At 73.6% G+C, this 21,545-nt stretch carries 18 protein-coding genes; 10 read left to right on the forward strand and 8 right to left on the reverse strand.

All coding sequences use genetic code 11. From position 1 onward, the window contains the following. On the forward strand, positions 1-1,038 hold a 1,038-nt coding region (locus tag ACFYOP_RS06660; protein WP_388450979.1), incomplete at its 5' end, for a hypothetical protein. A gap of 108 nt (positions 1,039-1,146) precedes the next feature. Here ACFYOP_RS06660 and ACFYOP_RS06665 read toward each other — a convergent pair. Continuing rightward, positions 1,147-2,466: an ABC transporter substrate-binding protein gene (locus ACFYOP_RS06665; RefSeq protein WP_356898346.1), complete on the reverse strand. Its 1,320-nt coding sequence runs from the start codon at positions 2,464-2,466 to the stop codon at positions 1,147-1,149. Positions 2,467-2,638: 172 nt separating this feature from the next. Here ACFYOP_RS06665 and ACFYOP_RS06670 point away from each other — a divergent pair, with 172 nt between their 5' ends. Next, on the forward strand, positions 2,639-3,085 hold the full coding sequence (locus ACFYOP_RS06670) for a hypothetical protein (RefSeq protein WP_356898420.1): 447 nt from the start codon (positions 2,639-2,641) through the stop codon (positions 3,083-3,085). 46 nt (positions 3,086-3,131) lie between these two features. After that, the gene (gene purU / locus ACFYOP_RS06675; protein WP_356898345.1) at positions 3,132-3,983 is read left to right on the forward strand and encodes a formyltetrahydrofolate deformylase; all 852 of its coding nucleotides are present in this window, start codon (positions 3,132-3,134) and stop codon (positions 3,981-3,983) included. 20 nt (positions 3,984-4,003) lie between these two features. Here purU and ACFYOP_RS06680 read toward each other — a convergent pair whose 3' ends face one another. The 3 genes from ACFYOP_RS06680 to ACFYOP_RS06690 form a co-directional block, all read right to left on the reverse strand. Next, positions 4,004-5,287: an extracellular solute-binding protein gene (locus ACFYOP_RS06680; RefSeq protein ID WP_356898344.1), complete on the reverse strand. Its 1,284-nt coding sequence runs from the start codon at positions 5,285-5,287 to the stop codon at positions 4,004-4,006. 7 nt (positions 5,288-5,294) lie between these two features. Next, positions 5,295-6,410, reverse strand: coding sequence for a hypothetical protein (locus ACFYOP_RS06685; protein ID WP_356898343.1), 1,116 nt, complete (start codon positions 6,408-6,410; stop codon positions 5,295-5,297). 284 nt (positions 6,411-6,694) lie between these two features. Continuing rightward, entirely contained in the window at positions 6,695-10,357 is a 3,663-nt protein-coding gene (locus tag ACFYOP_RS06690; protein WP_356899100.1) for a tetratricopeptide repeat protein, read from the reverse strand. 36 nt (positions 10,358-10,393) lie between these two features. Here ACFYOP_RS06690 and ACFYOP_RS06695 point away from each other — a divergent pair, with 36 nt between their 5' ends. Further along, positions 10,394-10,699, forward strand: coding sequence for a trypco2 family protein (locus ACFYOP_RS06695; protein ID WP_356899101.1), 306 nt, complete (start codon positions 10,394-10,396; stop codon positions 10,697-10,699). 18 nt (positions 10,700-10,717) lie between these two features. Here the strand turns inward: ACFYOP_RS06695 and ACFYOP_RS06700 are convergent, their stop codons facing one another. Further along, positions 10,718-11,710 carry a winged helix-turn-helix domain-containing protein gene (locus ACFYOP_RS06700; protein ID WP_356899102.1) on the reverse strand — a complete coding sequence of 331 codons (993 nt, stop codon included), beginning with the start codon at positions 11,708-11,710 and terminating at the stop codon, positions 10,718-10,720. 55 nt (positions 11,711-11,765) lie between these two features. Between ACFYOP_RS06700 and ACFYOP_RS06705 the strand changes: the two genes are divergently transcribed. Next, complete coding sequence (locus ACFYOP_RS06705; protein WP_356899103.1) at positions 11,766-13,064, forward strand: MFS transporter; 1,299 nt, start codon at positions 11,766-11,768, stop codon at positions 13,062-13,064. Positions 13,065-13,090: 26 nt separating this feature from the next. Here ACFYOP_RS06705 and ACFYOP_RS06710 read toward each other — a convergent pair whose 3' ends face one another. Then, complete coding sequence (locus ACFYOP_RS06710; protein ID WP_388450984.1) at positions 13,091-14,425, reverse strand: maleylpyruvate isomerase N-terminal domain-containing protein; 1,335 nt, start codon at positions 14,423-14,425, stop codon at positions 13,091-13,093. Beyond that, a complete protein-coding gene (locus tag ACFYOP_RS06715) occupies positions 14,422-15,003 on the reverse strand; it encodes a sigma-70 family RNA polymerase sigma factor (protein ID WP_356899105.1) in 582 nt (193 codons plus the stop codon). Before ACFYOP_RS06715 ends, ACFYOP_RS06710 begins: the two co-directional genes overlap by 4 nt. 276 nt (positions 15,004-15,279) lie before the next feature. Here ACFYOP_RS06715 and ACFYOP_RS06720 point away from each other — a divergent pair, with 276 nt between their 5' ends. Then, complete coding sequence (locus ACFYOP_RS06720; RefSeq protein ID WP_356899106.1) at positions 15,280-15,654, forward strand: STAS domain-containing protein; 375 nt, start codon at positions 15,280-15,282, stop codon at positions 15,652-15,654. A gap of 180 nt (positions 15,655-15,834) precedes the next feature. Continuing rightward, the gene (locus tag ACFYOP_RS06725) at positions 15,835-16,350 is read left to right on the forward strand and encodes an EF-hand domain-containing protein (protein WP_356899107.1); all 516 of its coding nucleotides are present in this window, start codon (positions 15,835-15,837) and stop codon (positions 16,348-16,350) included. Positions 16,351-16,585: 235 nt separating this feature from the next. On the opposite strand, the gene ACFYOP_RS06730 is transcribed toward ACFYOP_RS06725, so the two are convergent. After that, on the reverse strand, positions 16,586-18,082 hold the full coding sequence (locus ACFYOP_RS06730; protein WP_356899108.1) for an AMP-binding protein: 1,497 nt from the start codon (positions 18,080-18,082) through the stop codon (positions 16,586-16,588). 129 nt (positions 18,083-18,211) lie between these two features. Between ACFYOP_RS06730 and ACFYOP_RS06735 the strand changes: the two genes are divergently transcribed. Genes ACFYOP_RS06735 through ACFYOP_RS06745 form a run of 3 tightly spaced genes read left to right on the forward strand, consistent with a single transcriptional unit; the run spans position 18,212 to position 21,458 of the window. Beyond that, positions 18,212-19,408 carry an amidohydrolase family protein gene (locus ACFYOP_RS06735; RefSeq protein ID WP_356899109.1) on the forward strand — a complete coding sequence of 399 codons (1,197 nt, stop codon included), beginning with the start codon at positions 18,212-18,214 and terminating at the stop codon, positions 19,406-19,408. Beyond that, entirely contained in the window at positions 19,408-20,541 is a 1,134-nt protein-coding gene (locus tag ACFYOP_RS06740) for an acyl-CoA dehydrogenase family protein (protein ID WP_356899110.1), read from the forward strand. The genes ACFYOP_RS06735 and ACFYOP_RS06740 overlap by 1 nt, the downstream gene beginning before the upstream one ends. Further along, a complete protein-coding gene (locus tag ACFYOP_RS06745) occupies positions 20,541-21,458 on the forward strand; it encodes an acyl-CoA dehydrogenase family protein (RefSeq protein ID WP_356899111.1) in 918 nt (305 codons plus the stop codon). Before ACFYOP_RS06740 ends, ACFYOP_RS06745 begins: the two co-directional genes overlap by 1 nt. Positions 21,459-21,545 lie beyond the last annotated feature (87 nt).

The raw sequence follows: 21,545 nt of genomic DNA on the forward strand, positions 1-21,545 counted from the left end.
GACGCCGACGCCACGCAGTACATCGCGCCCGTCGGACCCGGTGCGCTGCCGCCCGAGATGCCCGCGGAGTCGACGACCTTCCTCGGGCGAGTCGACGCCGGCGGACCGCAGGACGGGCAGAGCCCGCAGAGCGCCCCCCAGGGTCCCGACGCGGACGCCACGCAGTACATCGCGCCCGTGCCGCCCGCGCCCCCCGGGGCGTCCTTCGGCGTCCGGCCCGGCGCCCCTGAGGACCGCCGGCCGCCCGCCGAGTTCGACAGCCTCTTCCGTTCCGAGGGCCACGACGGGGCCGAACCGGCCGACGCCACCCAGCAGATGCCCCGCTTCGAGGAGCCGCCGTCCCCCCGCTACCAGCAGCCGGGCCGGTACGAGCCGCCGTACGACCCCGAGCCGGAGCCGCGCCGCCGGTCCACCGCGCCCGTCGTCGCCGCGCTCGTCATCGGGTGTGCCGTGCTCGGTATCGGCGTCGGCGCCGTGATGTTCGGCGACGACGACAAGGACCCGGACCCGGCCCCCGACAAGATCGTCGCGGCCGAGTCCCCCACGCCGAGCGCGGCGAGCCCCTCCGCCGAGGAGGAGGACCCGGCCGAGCCGCAGGCCAAGGAACTCGACAGGCTCCTCGCCGACAGCAGCAGCAGCCGCGACGCCGTCGTGCGCTCGGTGCAGAACATCAGAGCGTGCAAGAACCTGGACCGGGCCACCGCGGATCTGAAGGACGCCGCCCAGCAGCGGCGCGACCTGGTGACCCGGCTGAACGCCCTGTCCGTGGACAAGCTGCCGGACAACGCCGCGCTGACCGCGTCGCTCACCGAGGCGTGGCAGGCGTCGGCGTCCGCCGACGACCACTACGCGGCGTGGGCGCAGCAGGTCAAGGGCAAGAAGGGCTGCAAGGACGGCAAGGCGCGCGACACCAAGCAGACGGCCATGGGCAACCAGGCGAGCAGCGAGGCCACGACGGCCAAGAACCAGGCGTCGAAGCTGTGGAACGCGATCGCCCGCAAGTACGAGCTGACCGAGCGCAGCAGCCGCCAGCTCTGAGACGAAGGAAGCGCCCCCGGCCGGGAATTCCGGGAATTGCGGACCGGGGGCGGTGGCAGGGGCGGTGGCAGGGGCGGTGGTGGGCCGGGGCTGTGCGGCCCCGCGGGGCTACGACGCCTCCAGCAGGGTCGGGCCGACGTCCACGAAGTCCTGGCGCTGCGTCACCAGGCGCCCGTCGCGCACCACTTGGAACGTCACACTGCTGTTGACCATCCGCGGGTAGTCGGCGGCGCCGAGCATGTCCTCGTAACCCCACCGCAGGTCCGGCGTCAGGCCGTCGGTCGACACCTTCAGCCCCTGGTCGAGGGTGTGCGAGATCTTGCCGGGGGTGACGCTGTCGCTGTCGATCGCCCGGATGACCTTGTCCAGCACGGTGTACGCGATCCAGGTGGTCTGCACGCCGGCGTCCGCCGGATCCAGGGTGTTGTCGCCGAAGGCGTGGGTGCGGATGACGTCGCGCATCCGGTCCCAGCGGGAGTCGGCCGCGTCCGGGTACCAGCCGGTGACGTAGGCGCCCTCGTAGAGGCCGTTGCGGCCGCCGGTGCTGTCGATGAGGGGCTGCCCGACGCTGCCCATGACCGACGAGATCCTGATGTCCCGGCCGTCGTCCGGCAGCCGCCGGTACGAGTCGAAGAAGGTCTCCGTACGGTCGCCGAGCGCCGCTGTGACACAGCCGGGCCGGCCGTCGTCGGCCCCGTCCGCGGTACCGGTCCCGGCCGGCTCCGCGGCCCGCTCGCGGGCCTGCCGCGCCTCGTCGGAGTAGCCCGTGGCGTTGTCGGCGGCGAGGATGTCCGCCGACTTGCGTGCCCTGCCGCGGGTCAGGCCGGCGTTGAGGAGCTCGTTCAGGTCGTCGCCGGCCAGGCTGTCCGGCCGTACGAGCGCGACCCGGTCGCAGACGTCGGCCAGCTGCTCGCCGTTCCCGGCGAGCAGGGCGGCCTGGCCGCCGTTGACCGGATAGGACAGATAGCTGGTGAACTCCTCGTCGGAGACGCCGAATCCGCCGATGAAGGGGATGCCGGCCGCCTCCAGCGGCGCCATGAAGGCGTCGCCGTACTGGCTGTAGGAGCCGACCACCGCGACGGCGCCCTCGTCGACGGCATCGCGGGCGCAGGTCGCCGCGCCTTTCGGCGTGTTCTGCTCGTTGCAGGTGATGACGCGCAGCTCGTGGCCGTCGATGCCGCCGTTGGCCTTGGCCCAGCGGGCGTACGCCTCGGCCATCGACGGCATACCGGGCATGTTGGTGGCTTTGGTGTCCTCGGGGGCGAAGGTCATGACGGTGACGGTCCCCCTGGAGCCCCCCGGGTCTCCAGGGAGAACGCCGCATCCGGCGATGAGCGACACTCCGGCCGCCACCGCCGCCGTACACGCCGTACGGACTGAGAAGGTCTTGCAGGGGCGAGGGGAGGAGGAGTCACGCCTACCGGTCATGACTGTGCACGCTTCCGGTCGCAGGTAACGGCACGGTGAGCGTGGTGCAACGCGGGGTGACGTCGAAGTGAATTGCCGGGGTGGGTCCGGTTGAGCGAAAGGGGAACGTACGATCGAAGGCGTGCAGCAAGGTTCGGACAACTCTTCCCGTCGCGGCCGTCGCTCCCCCACCATGGGCGGCATGCCGCTCAACGACATGCCCTGGTGGCGCTGGCGCAGCAATGTGCGCTCGGCGCTGCACATGCTTTCCGACCCCGTCTTCCACCAGGAATGCTGGCTGGCGGGGCTCGAGGGATACGGCGACGTCACGGATGCCGTGTACCGCCTGGTCGAGGACACCTGGCTGGACAACTGGTCCGCCGAGAAGTACGTCGGGACGATCTTCCGGGACTCCGCAGAGGCGGCCCTCGTGGACGTCGCCGTGCTGCGGGTGCTGCGGATCATGCACCAGGTCGGCGCGGACGCCCCGGTCTCCGCGTATCTGGAGCACCACGGCTGGCCGGAGGCCGTGCGGGCGGCGCGCGACGCGCATGTGAGCATGGCCGCGAGCGACGGGGAGGACCCCGACGCCCCGCCGCGCTCCCTCGAGGTGCTGCGGATCATGACGCGGTCCGCCTGACGGACGTCCGCCCGGGCCCGGCCGCCGGATGTGGCAGGCTACGAGGATGACCGACCAGTACGTCCTGACGCTCTCCTGCCCGGACAAACAGGGCATCGTGCACGCCGTCTCGAGCTACCTCTTCATCACCGGATGCAACATCGAGGACAGCCAGCAGTTCGGTGACAGGGACACTGGTCTGTTCTTCATGCGGGTGCACTTCTCCGCGGAGGCCCCGGTCACGGTGGACAAGCTGCGGGCCAGCTTCGCCGCCGTCGGCGACGCCTTCCAGATGGACTGGCAGATCCATCTCGCCGAGGAGCGGATGCGGATCGTCCTGATGGTCAGCAAGTTCGGGCACTGCCTGAACGACCTGCTCTTCCGGTCGCGCACCGGCGCCCTGCCCGTCGAGATCGCGGCCGTCGTCTCCAACCACACGGACTTCGCCGAGCTCGTCTCCTCGTACGGCATCCCGTTCCACCACATCCCGGTCACCAAGGACACCAAGGCGGCGGCCGAGGCCCGGCTGCTGGAGCTGGTGCACGACGAGAACGTGGAGCTGGTCGTGCTCGCCCGCTATATGCAGGTGCTCTCCGACGATCTCTGCAAGCAGCTCAGCGGCCGCATCATCAACATCCACCACTCCTTCCTGCCGAGCTTCAAGGGCGCCAAGCCGTACCACCAGGCGCACGCCCGGGGCGTGAAACTGATCGGCGCGACCGCGCACTATGTGACGGCCGACCTCGACGAGGGTCCGATCATCGAGCAGGAGGTCGAACGGGTCGGCCACGAGGTCACCCCCGAGCAGCTGGTCGCGGTCGGCCGGGACGTCGAGTGCCAGGCGCTGGCGCGTGCGGTCAAGTGGCACGCCGAGCACCGCATCCTGCTCAACGGCCGCCGTACGGTCGTCTTCGCCTGACGCCCCGAGGCCCGGACCGGCTAGTCCGGGACCGGGTTGTCGCACAGGTCGTCCAGCACGAACGCCTTCTCCTGGAGCTGCAGCTGCCGTTCCGCCTCCAGCTGCCCGAGCAGCCGGTCCAGCAGCGCCCTGTCACGCGGGTCGCCCACGAACTCCAGCACCGCCCGGTGGAAGGCGTCCCGCAGTGTCGGCGGCATCGCGTCGGAGGCGTCGAAACAGATCCGGCCCGCCGTGTCGAACAGCCGCTGCACCGCCGCGGTGGGCCTCGACGCCGGGACCGAGGACGCCGCATGGCCGGGGAAGAACGGCCGCTCACCGGGGAGCGCCGCGTCCGCCCAGCTCTGGCGGGCCTCTTTTGAGGTGAGCCGGCCGAGCAGGTCCCACGCCGCGTCGCTCTCGCGGAACACGGCGGCCATGTCGCCGGACACCTCGAAGGCGTTCTCGCCGTCCTCCGCCGGTGTCGGCACCCCGGCCAGATAGCGGGCCGTCGGCGTCGGCCGCACGTCGTCGCCGTAGTGCCTGCGGATGAACGAGCCCTGGTGCTCATGGGTGCAGTCGCCGCGGTTCAGCAGCCCGAGGCGGCGGTCGTCGAGCAGCTGGAAGTCCGCCAGCTCCTGCGCACCCGGTGTGCGGCCGCCCGCGGTGAGCAGCCGCCCCCACTCCTCCCACAGCGGGCGCGTCTTCTCCCACGGTGTCCGGCCCGTCGCCCAGTCCTCGTACGCGGCCGAGCCCCTGCGCTGCAGCATCAGGTCCTCCAGCCAGTCGGTGCCGGGCCACCCGGAGGTCGCGCCGGAACCGAGGCCCACGCACCACACGGGCTCGGTGTCCGCCGCGTCCGCGCGGCTCCACACCAGCGACTTGAGATCCACCCGGATCGGCGCCCAGTACGCGCGGGTCCGCGCCTCACCGCCCGCCGCCTGGACCGTGACCGTGGGCGCCCACGGCGTGACGGCCGCGCCCGCCACCCGCTCCGGCAGCGGATGCAGATCACCGGCCCGCGCGTACTCGGCCAGCTCGCCGGGGCTGTTGAGGATCGCCATGTCCGGCGGCGCGCCCGCCTGGAGCTGGGCGACGAGCGTCTCGCGCAGCGAACGGGTGCCCTTGTAGACGTAACGGTGCCCCGTCTGCCGGCCGATGGCGGCCAGCGCGTCGACGAACGGCGTCTCCTCGCCGTCCGTCCACGGACCGAGCACGACCAGCGTGCGCGCCTCCGGCGGACCGCCGCAGCCGGCCGCCGACGCCACGGCGATCAGGCATCCGGCCAGCAGCACCCGCAGGCCCCCGCGTCTCCCGTGTCTCGTCATGGGTTCCTCACGCCTCGGTGTACTTCCGTCTCAGGGCCGTGCGGGCGGCCGGATACGGCCTGCCGTAGAGGTAGAGCGTCACCCCGCACGCCAGCGCGCCGACCCCGGCGGCCGGGACGACGATCCCCGCCGTGAGCGACCAGCCGTCCGGGTTCGCCGCGCTGATCCGGGCGTACGCCGTGTCCGTCGTCTCCTCGATCTCCCGCGGCGCGGCCCGGACCGCCCCGACGTCCGCCAGCTCGGCCACCGCCGTACGCGCGCCCTGCTGCGCGCCCTGCTCCTGCGCCCCGCCGAACGCCAGCAGCACCGGCGTGAGCAGCACCGGCAGCGCGCCGGCCGCGAGCTGCACGCTCACCAGCCGCAGCCGGTCCCGCAGGAACACCGCCGTGCCGACCGCCAGAAAACCGAACACCGCGGTCGTCAGCACGGCGGCCGCGGCGGCGGTCAGCGTCAGCGGGCTCCAGGCCGCCAGGCCCGCGGTCTCCTGCCGCAGCTGACGCTCCAGCCCCTCGATCCGGTCCAGCACCGCGGTCGGCTCCTCCTCCTGGCCGGTCGCGTCCGTGCCCGAGGGGCTGTCGAGCAGGTCCGCCGCGTACGCGACACCGGCCTCGCGCAGCACGTCGCTGGACCGGTTGCGGTCCGCCCAGGCGATCTTGTCCCCGTACGCGACGACCAGCCCGGACACCACCCGCAGCTCCTGCTCCTGCCCGCGGCTCAGCGCCCCTGTCTGGGCGACCCGGTTGAGGCTCTGCGACGCCTCCGTCAGCCGCGAACGGTACGTCTCACCCAGCTCGACCTTCCCCGCCTGCGCGGCCGTCAGCAGCCGCAACTCGGCCTGCGCCTGCGCCAGTCCCAGTGACGTCCGCGCGTGCGCCAGCCCCTCCAGGGCCGGGACGGAGCGGTGGCGCAGCCGCTCGGAGCGGTCGTGCACGTCGGCGTAGGCGGCGGCGCAGAGCGCGAGCGCGACGAACGCGAGGGCGGGCAGCATCAGCATGCGGCGCCGCAGGAACGCGGCGGTCGGCCGCCGGCCGCGCGGTCCGCGCCCGACGGCCCACGCCCACAGTCCGGGCCCGGCCCCGGCGCTCCACCGCCCCAGCGCCCTGCCCCACCCCACGACGCTCATCCGTCCCCTCCCTCGCCCGTCCCGCCTCCGGCGGCCTGTTCCCCACCCAGCCCCTTCCCGAAACCGGGCTCTGCCCGGACCCGCGCCTCAAACTCCCCCTACGGCCTGGCGGCCGTGGGAGGTGCCCCCAGCGGGGCTGAAGTTGCCGGGCAACTCAAGCCCGGCCGGCGATTGAGGCCATCGCGCGAAGCGCGGTACCGGGCCCGGGCGGAGCCCGGCCCGCCGCCCGGAGGGCGGTGCGGGGCCCGGGGCCCGCCCCCGGTTGGGCGCCCCGCCGCAGGCGGTCAGCCGCGGGGCGCGGGGCGGCGGCGCCACGCCCACGTGCCCCCGCCCGCCCGCGCCCTCGCGTGCCGCAGCCCCAACGGCCGCGTGCTGTACGCGTTGTCCAGCAGTGCCTCCGCCAGCGCCGCTCCCTCCGCCCGGTCCGTGCGCGGGACCTGTTTGGCCAGCCGGCGGTAGCTCGTCGACAGTTGCTCGCGCAGTTCCCGTTCGGTCGACGGCACCGGCACCGCCGCGGGCAGCGCGGCGCGGAGCTGTGCGAGCACGTCGGGGCCCTGCGCCCGGACCAGTTCCAGCAGTTGCTCCCGCAGCTCCGCGATCAGCCGTTCCTGCGCCTGCGGGTCCGTCAGGCCCTCGTGCCCGGCCAGCCGGTGCAGCGCGGCGTGGGCGCGGATCGCGGAGGCGACCGTCGGTGTGCCGGCGTGGATGCGGACCATGGCCGTACGCGCGGCGGTGCGGTGCCGGGAGTCGGGCGGGACGCCGTCGAGGGAGGCCAGGGCCCGGTCCGGGCTGTGGCGGGCGAGGTGGATGCGGGCCAGCCCGAAGGCCGCCGCGCCCAGTGCGTGGTTGCGCCGCCAGACCGCGTCGTAGAAGAGCATGGCCTGCTCTTCGTGCTCCTCCCGCGTCTCCCCGGCCGCCGGCTCACCGGTCCGCCACTCGTCGGCGAGTTTCTCGTGGCAGTAGCCGAGCGCCAGCTTGGGCGCGTACTCGCCGGGTATCGCCGCGTACACCGCGTCGAAGCGTTCCAGCGCCCGGTTCAGCCGTCCGTGCGCCAGCTGGGTCAGGCCCTGGTGCCAGTCGAGTCGCCAGTCGTAGCGGGACCGGTCGCCGAGCAGCCGCCCGGCCCGGTCCAGTTCCACCGCGGCGGTGACCAGTTCCTTGTCGCGGCCGTGGCGGCGGGTGCCGGCGAGCTCCAGGTGGAGCCGGCAGCGCAGCAGATGGAGCTCGGGCGACGGCAGCCACTCGTTGCTGAGCTGCAGCAGCCCGGCCGGGTCGTCGTGCGAGGTGCGCTGGAGCTCCTTCCAGTTCGGGTCCCGCACGTCGGCCTTCGGCACGGGCAGGGCCACGGCCGCCTCCGCCGGTTCCGGCACATGCGCGCCGAGCCGGTCGGCCGGCCCGTCCGCCCGCCAGCGTTCGAGCGGCGGCGGTCTGCCCAGCCGGCCGTCGAGCGCGATGGCGGCCGAGTCGAAGAGCGGGGACGGCTCGAACGTCTCCTCGTCCAGCCGCAGCGACCGCAGCTCGCGCAGCACCCCGCGGAACTGGACGGCCATCTCCTGCGCGGAGGCGTAGCGCTGCCTCGGATCGGCGGCCGTGGCGCGGGACAGGGCCCGCCGCAGCGACTCGGTGCCGAGGTCGGACGGCGGCGCCGGGTCCTTGGCGAGCAGTTCCCCGAGGACCGCGCCGACCGTGTAGAGGTCGCCCGCGGTGGTCATCCCGCCGGTGGGCCCGCTTTCGGGCGGCCGGTGGCTGACCGGCCCCGGTGCGCCGGGCTCGCGTACGCCGGCGACGTCGATGAGCTTGATGCCGGTGCCGCAGTGGAGGACGTTGGTCAGCGACAGGTCGCCGTAGACGAGCCTCTCCTCCCGGTGCAGGTAGTCGAGCGCCTCGAGGACCAGCAGACCGTACGCGACGATGAACTCCCGCACCCGCGGCCCCGCGAACGGCTCGACCCGCCGCGCGATCCTGGACCCCACCCACGACAGCGGCGCCCCGTCGGCGAACTCCATGACGATGAACTCGGCCGCCGTCGGCTCGTGGCGCGCGTAGTTGACGACCCGGATGACCGACGGGTGGTTGAGACTGACGAGCCGCAGCCGCTCCTGGTGGGCCTGGAGCACGGCGGCCGGATCGCCCGGGTCGAGGATGCCCTTGAGGGCGACGGGGCGGTTCTCCAGGAGCAGGTCGCGGGCGAGATACACCTTGCCGTGGCTGCCCTGGCCGATGGGTCCCACCACCTCGTACTGCTGATGCAGCCGCTCGCCGCCCGCAAGCCGGTCGCCGGTCTGACCGGTGACCAGGGCGTCGGGGTCGCGCACGGCGACGGCGGGCAGGTCGGTCAGCCCGTCGCCCGGGGGCTCGACGACGAACTCGCGTGGTCCGGCGGGGCCGTTCAGCTCCTGCTCGGCGTTCTCCGCGTCCAGCAGCGCGGCCTCGATGTCGACGGCGCAGCGGAACAGGGCGTGCGGCTGGTCCTCGGAGCCGTTCAACGGGCCGTCCGGGCCCAGCTGTTCGAGCGTCCGGCGCAGCCGGGGCGCGAGGGCGGCGGGCCGCCGGCCGGAGAGCTGGTGCAGCCGCTGCTCGGTCTCCGCGAGCCGGCTGACCCGGATGCCCAGCCGTTCGGTGCGGCGGGCGGCCCAGTCGGGGCCGAGCAGTTCCGTGCGCACCCGGGCGAGGAGCGGGGAGCGCGGGTCGCTGAAGACGAGCAGCAGCCGGCTCTGGCCACGGGCGAGGAGTGCGGCGAGGAGCCGCAGCATCTCGTCGTCGCCGGAGGCCGACCGGTCGACGGACAGGAACGCGGCACTCAGCGGCGGGCTCTCCTCCGCGATCCGGTCGAGCAGATCGCGGCCGGACCGCGCGCCGCCGCCCGTACCGCCCTCGGTGTCGTCGGGAAGCGGGTCCAGGCCGATCCGTTCCGCCGCGTCCCTGGCCAGGTCCGCCACCGTCCGGTTCGTCGCGTCGACGGCGATGTCGATCGTGCCCGCCTGCGGATCGTCCGCCCCGTCCGCCGCACCCGTCCCGCTCGTCCGGGACGGGTGTGTCTCCGGCGGGCTCTGCTCGCGGTCGGCGAGGGTGAGCACCGACCTGACCGTGTGCAGCAGGTCGTGCTCGCCCTCCCCGGCGAACACCGGCTCCACCGGATCGGTGTCCGGCGCTCCGTCGAGCCACCGGGTCAGCCGCCGGTGCAGACCGGGCACACGCCCGGAGGCGGTCCGGTCGTGGGCGACCGCGACATCGTGCGAGACGGCCGGCTTCCCCGTGACCGTCAGCCCCAGCCGCTCCAGCGGCAGATGCTTCAGCACCGTCTCGGTCGGGATCATGTACGCGTGGTCCCGGCGCACCCGCGCCTGCGGCGTGCCGAACTGGTGCGCCACGATGCCGATGACGCGCCGCGTACGGCTGTGCACCACCGCGCACCCGCTGTACCCGAGCCGCACCACGTACGGCGCGTTCAGCGCGTCGAGCTGCACCCACTCCGGCGTCGGCGCGGGACCGCCGCGGCCCATCAGCCGGGCGTCCAGATGTTCACCGCCCGGCAGGTCCTCCGGGTACCCGGTGAAGTGCACCATGTCGCCACGCGCCGGGATCTGGCGGTGCAGGACGGCATGGGGGACCGCCGGTTCGTGGTCCAGCTTGAGCAGCGCCAGGTCGCCGCCGTACTGCCCCGTCGGCATGACGAGGTACTCCCTCAGCAGCCGGGCGCGCAGCGGCTGCGCCCCGTCGCCGGCGGCCATCCGGGGCAGGTCCGCGTACACCTCTTCCCGCGGGGCGCGCGCACCGGTGGAGTCGGGGCGCAGCAGGATCACATGCGCGCAGGTCAGCACCAGTCCGCCGGGGAGCAGCACGCCGGCGCCGAGCGGCCTGTCCGTCCGGTCCGGGCCCCGGAGCAGACGTATCCGCCAACTCTCCTCCTGAACGGTGGAGTTGGATGTGCGAAGCGGCTCGCTCATACTGCGTAACGATAACTACGGGAGACGGGGTGCGCGATGGCTGAGCGTGACGAAACCGCGGTCGTGGGGCTGGCCGAGGTGATCGGTCAGGTCCGTGACGAGCTGGAGCGCGCCCAACGGGCGGGCGAGGGACGGGATCTGCGGTTCAGCGTGGAGAGCGTGCACCTCGAATTCGCCGTGCAGGTGCGGCGGGAGGGCAGCGGGCGGGCCGAGCTGCGGATCGGCGTGCTGACGGCCGGCGGCGGCGCGACCGCGGCACGCGACACCACGCACACCATCCAGATCGAGCTGAAGCCGCACGGCCCGGACGGCAACCCGAACCTCAGCGTCGGCGGCGAATGAGTCGCGGGTGTCCGGGGGTCATTCGCCCACCAGCGACTCGCCCACGTGCGTACGGGCGTACAGGACCACGCGCCCCGTACGGTGCGCGCTGACCAGGCCGGCCGCGCGCAGCGCCGTCAGGTGCTGCGAGACCCCGCCGGCGGAGTGGCCGAGCCGCCGGGCCAGTTCGGTGGTGGAGGCGGGGGACGACAGCTCCGCCAGCAGCAGGGCGCGGGTGCGGCCGAGGACCCCGGCCAGGGCGTCGGACAGCGGCTGCGACCGCGCCTCCCACAGGGTGCCCGTGCCCCGGGGCGGATAGCGCAGGGTGGGCTGCCAGTCGGGGCTGTCCACGTCCGAGAAGATCCGCTGCCCGCCGAACACGGACGGCACCAGCAGCAGGCCTCGGCCCTCCAGGTCCCGGGCGCCGCGTACACAGCGGTGCAGCACCTGGAGGGTGCCGGAGTCCCAGGTGACGCGCGGGTCCAGATCGTCGAAGAGGCGGCGCGCACCGCCCTCCGCGAGCCGTTTGGCCCGGTAGAGGATGTCGCCCTCGACCAGGGCGAGGATGCGCGGCCAGTACGGGGCGAGCGCGACCTCCCAGTACGCGGCGATCGTGTCCACCAGCCGGGCGAGCCCCCGGCCCGGGTCCGCGCGCAGGGCGGCGACCCCTTCGCGGGCGGCCGGCGTCGTCGTACGGATCAGCGTGTGCGGCGTGGACCGCAGGGCCGCGAGTTCCACCTCGAGCGAGGGCTGCGGGGTGGTGGGCGGCGCCACCAGGAAGCCGGGGATGCCGGCGGGCGGCGCGCCGATCAGCGCCGAGAGCGGGGCGAGGTCCAGCTTCGCCGCGGCGAGACGCGGGCGTACGCGCTCCAGCCACCGGCGGTGCGTCCCGAGCGTGTCCGCGCCCTTGAGCACCCGCACACTGGCGACGGCCTCCCACAGCGGGGAGACGGCGAAGCGTGTGCGGGCGACGTCCTCGGCGGAGAAGGCGATCTCCAGCGTGCCGCCCTCGGGGCGGCTTTCCAGCACCATTCGGCCGAGGCTAAATCATTGGAGCGCGCGGCGGAGTCCGGGCAGCGTAAACGCCATGCCCACGTCGCCGCCCGGTTCCACGTCCAGGCCCGCCCCCGAGTGCCCTCCGCAGCCGAGCCCTTGGCGCTCCCGTGAGTTCCGCGGCCTGTTCACCGCCACCCTCTTCAGCCAGCTCGGCTCGAACATCGGCTATGTGGCCGTCCCGCTGATCGCGGTGTCCGCGCTGGACGCGAGCGCGGGCGAGGTCGGGTTGCTGGCCACGCTGAGCACGGTGGCGTTCCTGCTGATCGGCCTGCCGGCCGGGGCCTGGGTGGACCGGCTGCGGCACCGTCCGGTGCTGATCGCCGCCGACCTGGCCAGGGCCGTTCTCTTCGCCTCGGTGCCGGCGGCCTGGGCGCTGGACGTGCTCACCCTGGGCCAGCTCTACACGGTCGTGCTGCTGGGCGGCTGCGCGACGGTCTTCTTCGACGTGGGCTCGCAGAGCTTCCTGCCCCGGCTCGTGGACCGCGAGGCCCTGGTGCCGGCGAACGCGGCGGTGGTGAGCCTGCAGGCCGCCGGCAACGTGGCCGGCCGGGGCGCGGGCGGCGGGATCGTCCAGCTGTTCACCGCGCCGGTGGCCGTCGTCGGGGTGGGCCTGCTGTATCTGGCGTCGGCCCTCAGGCTGGCCGTCGCACCCCGGCGGACGGCCGCGGCCGGGGCCGCCCCCGCCGTGCCGCGGATGCCCGCCGGACGGCTGGGGGCGCAGATCGCGGAAGGCGTGCGGCACGTCCTGCGCAACCCGGAGCTGCGCGCCCTCGCGTTCACGGCCTCCCTGATCAACTTCGGTTCGCAGATCGTCAACACGCTGCTCCCGGTGCTCTTCATCCGCGAACTCGGCCTGTCCGCCGGTGCGCTGGGCCTCTACTGGGCGGCCGGTGGCGCCGGCGTCCTCCTCGGCGCACGCTGCGCGCGCCCGATCGGCCGGACCCTCGGGCACGGCCGCACCCTCGGCCTCGCCGGCCTCTGGGTGGCGCCCGCCGCTTTGGCGCTGCCGCTCGTCGACCGGGGCGTGTGGCTGTGGGTCGCCGGGGCCGGCTGGCTGGTCGTCATGTTCAAGGTCGGCGTCGACAACGTCCTCGGGGTGAGCCTGCGCCAGCGGCTGACCCCGGACCCGCTGCTCGGCCGCATGAACGCCACTTTCCGCTTCATGCTCACCGGCGCGATCGCCGTCGGCTCCGCGACGGCGGGCCTGCTCGGCGCGTTCGCGGGACTGGACGCCGCCCTGTGGACGGGCGCGAGCTGTCTCGCGCTGGCCTTCCTGCCCGTCTTCCTCTCCCCGGTCCGCCACCGCCGGGACCTGCCCGCGCAGCGCTGAGCCCGTGCCCGTATGCGCCGGGGACGCTACAGGCGGCTCAGCGCCGCGGCCGCGAACAGTACGTCGCGGATCGCCTCGCGGTCGCCGTCCTGGCCGGCGGCCGCCTCCTCGGGGGAGACGTGGCCGGCCACCAGTTTGCAGAACTCGACTCCGTCGAGCGCGACTTGGGCGACGGACCTGTCCGGGCAGCCGACGGCGGCCGGGGAGTCGAGGGCGATGTACCAGCTGCCGCCGCCGGAGCCCTCGACCTCCAGGTGGAGCGAGCGGCCGGGCGAGCCCGCCGTGACCAGGTGCTGCGGCGGCCCGGCGAGCCCTGCGTGTCTGCGTTCCGCGAGGGCCGCCGGAAGCAGCCGGGCCGCCAGGTCGATCATGCGGTTGAGATGGGTGCCGCTCGGGGACGCGTACGGATAGGCCACGGCCTCGGCGATGTCGTCCGCGTGGATCCAGCACTCGAAGGCCCGGTCGAGCAGCGCGTCCCGCAGCGGCAACGCGAACGCCCCGTACGACACGGACGTCTCGTCGACGCCGCGGCCCGCGAAGGACACCGTGCGGATGAGGGCGTGGCTCTGGTCGCGCCACGGCTCGCGGATCGCGCCGGTGGGCGGGTGCTTCGCGGCGTCCCAGAACAGTTCGGTGCGCGCGGCCGGCGGCAGCGGCGCGTGCGGGCCCAGCGGGTCGTCGAGCCCGAGCGCGCCCACGACCAGGCCGTCGACGGTCAGCAGATGCCCGATCACACCGGCCACCGTCGTACGGCGGCTCACCTGTTCCTTGCCGTCGAACCACTTGAGCCGCACCGGCGCGTGCCACTCCGAGTCGCCGATGTCCTGCAGCAGCGCGTCGAGCCTGGCGGTCTCCGCGTCGTACGGATCGGCCCACGCGGGCACCGGGATACGGGCGGGCCGCCGGCCCAGACAGTTCTCCAGCACCCGGAACCGCAGCATCGGGTCGAGGTCCAGGTCGCGGTCGGTGTGCAGCAGCCCGACGGCGTCCCGCAGCCGCAGTGCCTCGTCCGCGCACTGGGCGCAGTCGCCGAGATGGTCCTCGACGGCCGTCGTCTCCTCGGCGGAGCACGCGGCGAGCGCCCAGGCGCCGAGCAGCGACTTCAGCACCTTGTGGGAGGGGGCGGCGGCCGGGCCGGCACCGTCCGCCCCGGACCGGGCCGCCTTCACGCCGTCCGCCTTCACCGGGCGCGGTCCGTCCGGCGCGGGCTCGGCCCGGGGCGCCGTGCCGGACGGCCCTGCCGCCCCGGGGCGGTACGCGCCCGGGTGGAGGTCGTCCGCGGCGCTGCGCGGAGACGGAATGCGCGGCACACCCCGTACCCCTTCGCCGTCACCCTCACCGCCGCTCAGAGGCCCGTTCACAGGGCGGATCCGTAGCCGGGCGGGGAAAAGCCCTCGAAAGCGCGGGTGTTCGCCGTGGACAGCAGTTGCAGCCCCAGGCGCAGCCGCCGCCTCGCCTCGTCCTCCGTGACGCCGAGGTCGGCCGCGGTCTGGCGGTAGTCCCTGCGCTGGAAGTACGCCAGCTCCAGCGCGGCCCGCAGCGGCGCCGGCATGGACGTCACGATGTAGTCGGCGCGGGCCGCGACGGCCGCCCTGCGCACCTTCTGCTCCAGTTCCTCCGCCGTGCCCCCGCCGCTCTCCGCGAGCGCCGCGGACTCGCTCTGGCGCAGCCGGTGCACGGCCTGGCTGTTGGTGAGCTTCGCCACCCAGGACCGCATGGATCCCTGCTTGGGGTCGTACGCGTCCGGGTTCTCCCATATGTACCCGAACACTTCGCGGGTGACCTGGTCGGCGGCCTCGTGGTCCTCGAGCACACGGTGGGCCTGGCTGTGCACGAGCGCGGCGAACCTGTCGTACAGCTCGCCGAGCGCCGCGGCCTCGCCGCGTGCCAGCCGCTGCTGCATCCTGCGGTCCCAGCGCTGAGGTGTGTCCTTGGTCATGCGGCCCCCAAGCTGCGCTCTGCCCCTGCTGCCTCTGCCTTCGTACGTGTCGCTCATTCGAATGTAGTGCGCCGGGCGGACAACGTACGTGCCTTTGCCGCAAACCGGCCCTCTTCGCACTCCGGGATGGTACGGGCCAGGGCGGGTAGGAACCCGTCGGGGGAGCCGCGGAAACACTCCGTGACGAACGTCGCGTTTCAGCGACGGCCGGTCGGGCAGCGGCAGTGGAAGGGCAGCTTCCGGTCTTCTGCGGCCGGTACGAGGAGGGGTCCAGACGTGATGCTCGATGTGGCCGAGAGCCGGCAGGGCTCGTGGACCGTGCTGCATGTGCGCGGAGAGCTCGATCTCGTGTCGTCGCCGGTGGTGCGTCAGCGGGTGCACGACGCGGTCGCCGCCGGGCACCACGATGTCGTGCTCGACCTCTCGGAGGTGTTCTTCTGCGACTCCAGCGGCGTCGGCGTGCTGATCGCCGCGCGCCGGCTGATGCGCTCGTGCCGGGGCCGGCTGCGGCTGATACTGCCGGCCCGCGGCGCGGAGGACGGCTCGCACGTCAACCGGGTGTTGGGCGCGCTCGGCGTCCGCCGCCTCTTCGAGGTCTACGCCGACACGGGCTCGGCCACCGACGACGGTGCGCAGCCGCTGACGGCGTGACGCGCCGAATGTCCCGGTTCTCGGCTTACGCGCCCTGAACTTCACGCGCCCTCACGCCTCGTCCGCGCGCCCCCGTACGCCCTGTCGCACACCCGTCACCTGCCCTTCGCTTCGGCGTTGCCGCTGTGCAATTGCCCGGCCGCGTACACAGTCCGGCACCCGGGGCCTTACGCTCCCCGCATGGACAGCGCAGAGTACGAGCGGAAGATCGCATCCCGGTTCGCCGCTTTCGATCAGGACGGCAACGGCTACATCGACCGCGAGGACTTCAGCTCGGCCGCGGCCAGGCTGCTCGCAGAATTCTCCGTGCCCGCCCGCTCCGACAAGGGGCAGAACCTTTACAGCGGTGCGGAGGCGTTTTGGCAGGGTATGGCAGGCATCGCCGACGTGGACGGCGACCAGCGGGTGTCGCGTGAGGAGTTCGCGACCAGCGCGGTGAAGAGACTGCGCGACAACCCGAAGCGGTTCGGCGAGATCGCCCGGCCGTTCGTGCACGCCGTGATGCGGCTCGCCGACGTGGACGGCCGCGGCGTGACCACGGCCGCCGTGGAGCGCGCGCTCGGCGCGCTGGGCGTCGACGCGGGGGTCGCGGCGGCCGCGGGCGCGGTGCTGGACGTGGACGGCGACGGCCGCATCGGCGAGGAGGACGTCCTGGCGGCGTTCGCGGCGTATTACGTCACCCCCGAACCGGAGTAGCCGGGGGCCCGGTCGGACCCGGTCGTTGCGCTTGCGTCCCCGGGGGCGGGTCCGGCCCGTGGGGCCCGTCCCGCCCGGTGGTCGCCCATGGGACGGTGGCGCTTTCCGCCAGGGATGGGTGCGCGCCGGTGACCGCCCGGCCGGGCCGCAGACCACCGGAGCGGCACCCGGACACCGAACGACCCGGACCGGGCCCCGCCCGGACGCGTAATCGGGACCCACCGAACCGCGCCCGCTACGCGAAGCGTTCGCGCAGCTTGTACTTCAGGACCTTGCGCAGTGCCTCGTTGCGTGGCAGCGCGTCCAGCAGCTCCAGTTGTTCCGGGAGCTTGTGGGTGGCCAGGCCCCGCGACCGCAGGTACGTCGTGAGGTCGGACAGCGTCGGGTCCGCCGCGCCCGGGGCGCGTTCGACGACCGCGCAGACGCGTTCGCCCCGTTCAGGGTCCGGCAGGCCGACGACCGCCACGTCCCCCACCGCCGGGTGTGTGTGCAGCAGGTCCTCGATCTCCTTGGCGGAGACGTTCTCGCCCTTGCGGATGATGACGTCCTTGGCCCGCCCGGTGAGCACGAGGTGGCCGTCGGCGGTGAGACGGCCGAGGTCGCCGGTGCGGAGGAAGCCGTCCGCGTCGAAGGCGGCGGCCGTCGCGGCCGGGTCCAGGTAGCCCCGGCAGACGGCCTCGCCGCGCAGTCGGATCTCGCCGTCGGTGATCCGGATCTCCATGCCGGCGGGCGGGCGTCCCTCGGTGTGGACGAGGTCGTCGTGGGTGTCGTCGGGGCTGCCCATGGTGATCATCGGGACTTCGGTCATGCCGTAGCCGTGGGTGAGGACGACGCCCATCTCGCGGACCACGGCGCGGTGGAGTTCGGGCGGCTTGGGCGCGCCGCCGCCCGCGAGGAGCCGCAGGGTGGGGATCAGCCTGCGGCCGGGCCGCTTGCGCTGCTCGGCGAGGAACATCGCGTAGAACGCGGTGGAGCCGCCGGCGGTGGTCACGCCGTGGCGGCGGTACTCGTCCAGCGCGTCGGGCAGGGCGAACTTCTCGAAGAGGACCGCGGGGAACCCGTACAGCAGCAGCATGACCAGGTAGTCCGGGCCGCCGATGTGCGCGAAGGGGAAGGCGATCGAGCCGACGTCGTCCGCTGACAGGCGCAGCGCGTGGGCGAGGCAGGAGCCGCCGGCGATCAGTGAACGGTCGGTGTGCAGCACGCCCTTGGGGTCGGACGTGGTGCCGGACGTCCAGTAGATCCAGCGCACGTCCGTGCCGGAGGCGGGCGGTGCGGGCAGTACGGAGGGGTCGCCGTCGGGCAGCGAGCCGTACGCCTCGAAGACGCCGCGCGCGCCGGCCCGCCGCGCCATCGCCGTGAAGTCGAAGCCGCGCCACTCGCCCGGCACGGCGAAGTACGCGGCCTTGGACTCCCGTAGCGCGAAGCCGACCTCGCGGTCCCGGTAGAAGGGGATGACCGGCGACTGGACGGCGCCGATCCGGGCGAGGGCCACGGTGAGCAGGACGGTCTCGATGCGGGTGGGGAGCTGCCAGGCGACGACCGTGCCGGGGCGGACGCCCATCGCGTGCAGCCCGGCGGCGGTCCGCTCCGCGCGGTCGCGCAGTTCGCCGAAGGTGAGGCTGCGCCCGTCCTGGAGCAGCACGGGCCGGTCGGGGGTGAGCGCGGCGCGGCGGGCGACGAGTTCCCACAGCGTGGCGGCGGCGCCCAGTGCGTGTGCGGTCTCGTCCATACCGGGCACCTCCGCGAGCGGGCAAGAACTGACGGCACGTCAGATCGTAGGTCCGTGCGCCTTGTCGGTCCAGGGGTGCGGGGCTAGCCTGGCGGCCTGAACTGACGCACCGTCAGAAGGATGGTCCCGATGGAAAAGGAACTGCCCCGGATCGTCAGCGTCGACGACCACGTCATCGAACCGGCGCACCTCTTCGAGACCTGGCTCCCCGCCAAGTACCGCGACCGCGGCCCCAAGCCGCTGACCACCGGCATCGGGGAGCTCGCCTACGTCGGCGGCAAGTACCGGATCACCATGGACCCCGACGGGCCGCCCGCCGACTGGTGGGTCTACGAGGACCTGAGGTTCCCGTACAAACGCAACATCGCCGCCGTCGGCTTCGGCCGCGACGACATGACCCTCGAGGGCATCACCCGGGCCGAGATGCGGCCCGGCTGCTGGGACCCGGCGGAACGCCTCAAGGACATGGACCTGAACCATGTCGAGGCGTCCCTGTGCTTCCCGACCTTCCCGCGGTTCTGCGGCCAGACCTTCGCGGAGGCCCACGACAAGGAGGTCGCGCTCGCCTGCGTACGGGCCTACAACGACTGGATGGTCGAGGAGTGGTGCGGCGACAGCGGCGGCCGGCTCGTGCCGCTGTGCATCGTGCCGCTGTGGGACGTCACGCTCGCCGTCGCCGAGATCCGCCGGAACGCCGCGCGGGGCGTGCGCGCCGTCACCTTCTCCGAGATACCGACCCACCTCGGGCTGCCGTCGATCCACTCCGGCTACTGGAATCCCTTCTTCGCCGTCTGCCAGGAGACCGGCACGGTCGTCAACATGCACATCGGCTCGTCCTCCCAGATGCCCGCCGCCTCCCCGGACGCGCCGCCCGCCGTGCAGGCCGCGCTGTCGTTCAACAACGCCATGGCGTCGATGACCGACTTCCTCTTCAGCGGCGTTCTCGTCCGCTTCCCCCGCCTCACCCTCGCCTACAGCGAGGGCCAGATGGGGTGGATCCCGTACGCCCTGGAGCGCGCCGACGACGTGTGGCGGGAGCACCGCGCCTGGGGCGGGGTGCGCGATCTGATCCCCGAGCCGCCGTCCACCTACTACTACCGGCAGATCTTCTGCTGCTTCTTCCGCGACAAGCACGGCGTCGCCTCGCTCGACGTCGTCGGCCGCGACAACGCCACCTTCGAGACCGACTATCCGCACGTCGACTCGACCTTCCCGCACACCAAGGAGGTCGCCCTCGACCATGTGAAGGACCTCGACGACGAGACCGTCCACAAGCTGATGCGCGGCAACGCCATCCGCATGCTCGGCCTGGACCTGGACGCGTAGTGGACCTCGCGTACACGGACGCCGAGGAGGAGTACCGGGCCCGGCTGCGCGACTGGCTGGCCACCGCCCTGCCGGAGCTGCCCCCGCAGCCGCCGCCCGACGACTGGGCGGCGCGACGCGCGTACGACACCGCCTGGCAGCGGGCGCTGTACGAAGCCGGCTACGGGAACGTGCACTGGGACGCGTCCCCGGCGCTGCGGCTCATCTTCCTGGAGGAGACGGAGCGGGCCGGAGCGCCGTACGTCGGCGCCAACTTCGTCGGACTGCTGCACGCCGGGCCGACCATCGCCGCCGAGGGCACCCCCGAGCAGCGGGAACGCTGGCTCGGCCCGATCCTGCGCGGTGACGAGATCTGGTGCCAGGGCTTCAGCGAACCGGACGCCGGCTCCGACCTCGCCTCGCTGCGCACCAAGGCGGTCCGCGACGGCGACGCGTACGTCGTGACGGGGCAGAAGATCTGGACCTCGCACGCCGAGGTCGCCGACTGGTGCGAACTCCTCGTCCGCACCGACCCCGCCGCCCCCCGGCACCGCGGCATCACCTGGCTCGCGATGCCGATGGACGCGCCCGGCGTCACCGTACGGCCGCTGCGCACCCTCGCCGGATCCGCCGAGTTCGCCGAGGTGTTCCTCGACGAGGTGCGGGTGCCCGCCGACTGCCGGGTGGGGGAGGAGAACGACGGCTGGCGCGTCACCATGGTCACGCTCTCCTTCGAGCGCGGCACCGCCTTCGCCGGCGAGGTCGTCGCCTGCCGCCGCACCCTTGCCGAGGTGGCCGCCGTGGCGCGGGCCAACGGCAGGTGGGACGATCCGGTGGTCCGCCGCGGACTGGGGCGGCTGCACGCCGAGTTCACGGCGCTGTGGCGGCTCGTCCAGTGGAACGTCAGCGAGGCGGCCGCGAGCGGCAGCGTCCCCGGCGCCGGAGGCTCCGTCTTCAAGCTCCGCTACTCGCACGCCCGGCAGGAGCTGTTCGACGCGGCCGCCGAGGTTCTCGGACCGGACGCGCTCGACCTGGCACGGCCGTGGACCGTGCAGCGGCTGTCCTCCCTCTCGTACACGATCGCCGCCGGCACCTCGCAGATCCAGCGGAACATCGTCGCCGAGCGCATCCTCGGCCTGCCCAGGGGGCGCTGATGGACTTCCGGCTCACCGACGACCAGCGGGCGCTGTGCGGCGCGTTCCGTGAGCTGCTCGCCGGCCGCTTCGGGCGCGAGGCGCTGCGGGCCGCCGTCGACCACGGCGGCAGGGTCGACCGGGAGCTGTGGCGCGAGCTGGGGCGGGCGGGGTTCTTCGCGCTGCGGCTGCCGGAGAGCGAAGGCGGCGTCGGGCTGGGGCTGCCGGAGGCGGTGCTGCTCTTCGAGGAGGCGGGCCGGGCGCTGCTGCCCGGGCCGCTGGTGGCGACCCAACTTGCGGCGGGCACCGTGCCGGGCGCGGCGGACGGTACGGCGGTCGTCACCTGTGCGCACCAACTCGCCCCCTTCGTACAGCACTTCGAGGACGCGGACGCCGTCGTGACACTCGGGGACACACCGGCTGTCGTGCAGGTGCGGGAGGCGGCCGCCGTGCGGTCCCTCGACCCGCTCACGCCGCTGCACCGGCTTCCGCTCACGCCGCCGCCGCCGTCCGCGGCCCTGCCGGTCCCCGCGGTCCTGCTCACCGCCGCCGAGCAGTTGGGCAGCGCCGCCCGCACCCTCGAGGAGGCGGTGCGCCATGCGCGGCTCCGCGTCCAGTTCGGCCGGCCCGTCGGCGCGTTCCAGGCCGTCCAGCATCTGTGCGCCGAGATGCTGGTGCGTACGGAGGTCGCCCGCGCGGCCGTCTACGCGGCGGCCGTCGTCCCCGGCCCGGCGCAGGCCGCGGGGGCCAAGCTGCTGGCCGACGACGCGGCGGTGCGCAACGCCCGGGACTGTCTTCAGGTGTTCGGCGGGACGGGCTTCACCTGGGAGGCGGACGTCCACCTTTTCCTCAAACGCGCCCTGCTGCGCGGCCGGATGTGGCTGACGACGGCGCAGGCCGAGGAGATGAACGCGCAAGCCTTGGCCTCAGCGCTCTGATTCGTCACGTTGCGTCGATATCGGGTTGTGTCCTTCGGACGACTCGTCACAGGGCGGAGTCGGCGCGCCACTCCGGTACGCTCCGTT

Origin of the sequence: Streptomyces sp. NPDC006294, assembly GCF_042870895.1 — a bacterium.
Taxonomy (GTDB): domain Bacteria; phylum Actinomycetota; class Actinomycetes; order Streptomycetales; family Streptomycetaceae; genus Streptomyces.

Bases quoted from the DNA above. Each gene is read 5' to 3' on its own strand.
- ACFYOP_RS06680 (WP_356898344.1), bottom strand. From the start codon at position 5,287: ATGACGAGACACGGGAGACGCGGGGGCCTGCGGGTGCTGCTGGCCGGA.
- purU (WP_356898345.1), top strand. From the start codon at position 3,132: ATGACCGACCAGTACGTCCTGACGCTCTCCTGCCCGGACAAACAGGGC.
- ACFYOP_RS06730 (WP_356899108.1), bottom strand. From the start codon at position 18,082: ATGGACGAGACCGCACACGCACTGGGCGCCGCCGCCACGCTGTGGGAA.
- ACFYOP_RS06700 (WP_356899102.1), bottom strand. From the start codon at position 11,710: ATGGTGCTGGAAAGCCGCCCCGAGGGCGGCACGCTGGAGATCGCCTTC.
- ACFYOP_RS06705 (WP_356899103.1), top strand. From the start codon at position 11,766: ATGCCCACGTCGCCGCCCGGTTCCACGTCCAGGCCCGCCCCCGAGTGC.
- ACFYOP_RS06665 (WP_356898346.1), bottom strand. From the start codon at position 2,466: ATGACCGGTAGGCGTGACTCCTCCTCCCCTCGCCCCTGCAAGACCTTC.
- ACFYOP_RS06735 (WP_356899109.1), top strand. From the start codon at position 18,212: ATGGAAAAGGAACTGCCCCGGATCGTCAGCGTCGACGACCACGTCATC.
- ACFYOP_RS06745 (WP_356899111.1), top strand. From the start codon at position 20,541: ATGGACTTCCGGCTCACCGACGACCAGCGGGCGCTGTGCGGCGCGTTC.
- ACFYOP_RS06690 (WP_356899100.1), bottom strand. From the start codon at position 10,357: ATGAGCGAGCCGCTTCGCACATCCAACTCCACCGTTCAGGAGGAGAGT.
- ACFYOP_RS06685 (WP_356898343.1), bottom strand. From the start codon at position 6,410: ATGAGCGTCGTGGGGTGGGGCAGGGCGCTGGGGCGGTGGAGCGCCGGG.
- ACFYOP_RS06670 (WP_356898420.1), top strand. From the start codon at position 2,639: ATGGGCGGCATGCCGCTCAACGACATGCCCTGGTGGCGCTGGCGCAGC.
- ACFYOP_RS06695 (WP_356899101.1), top strand. From the start codon at position 10,394: ATGGCTGAGCGTGACGAAACCGCGGTCGTGGGGCTGGCCGAGGTGATC.
- ACFYOP_RS06715 (WP_356899105.1), bottom strand. From the start codon at position 15,003: ATGACCAAGGACACACCTCAGCGCTGGGACCGCAGGATGCAGCAGCGG.
- ACFYOP_RS06725 (WP_356899107.1), top strand. From the start codon at position 15,835: ATGGACAGCGCAGAGTACGAGCGGAAGATCGCATCCCGGTTCGCCGCT.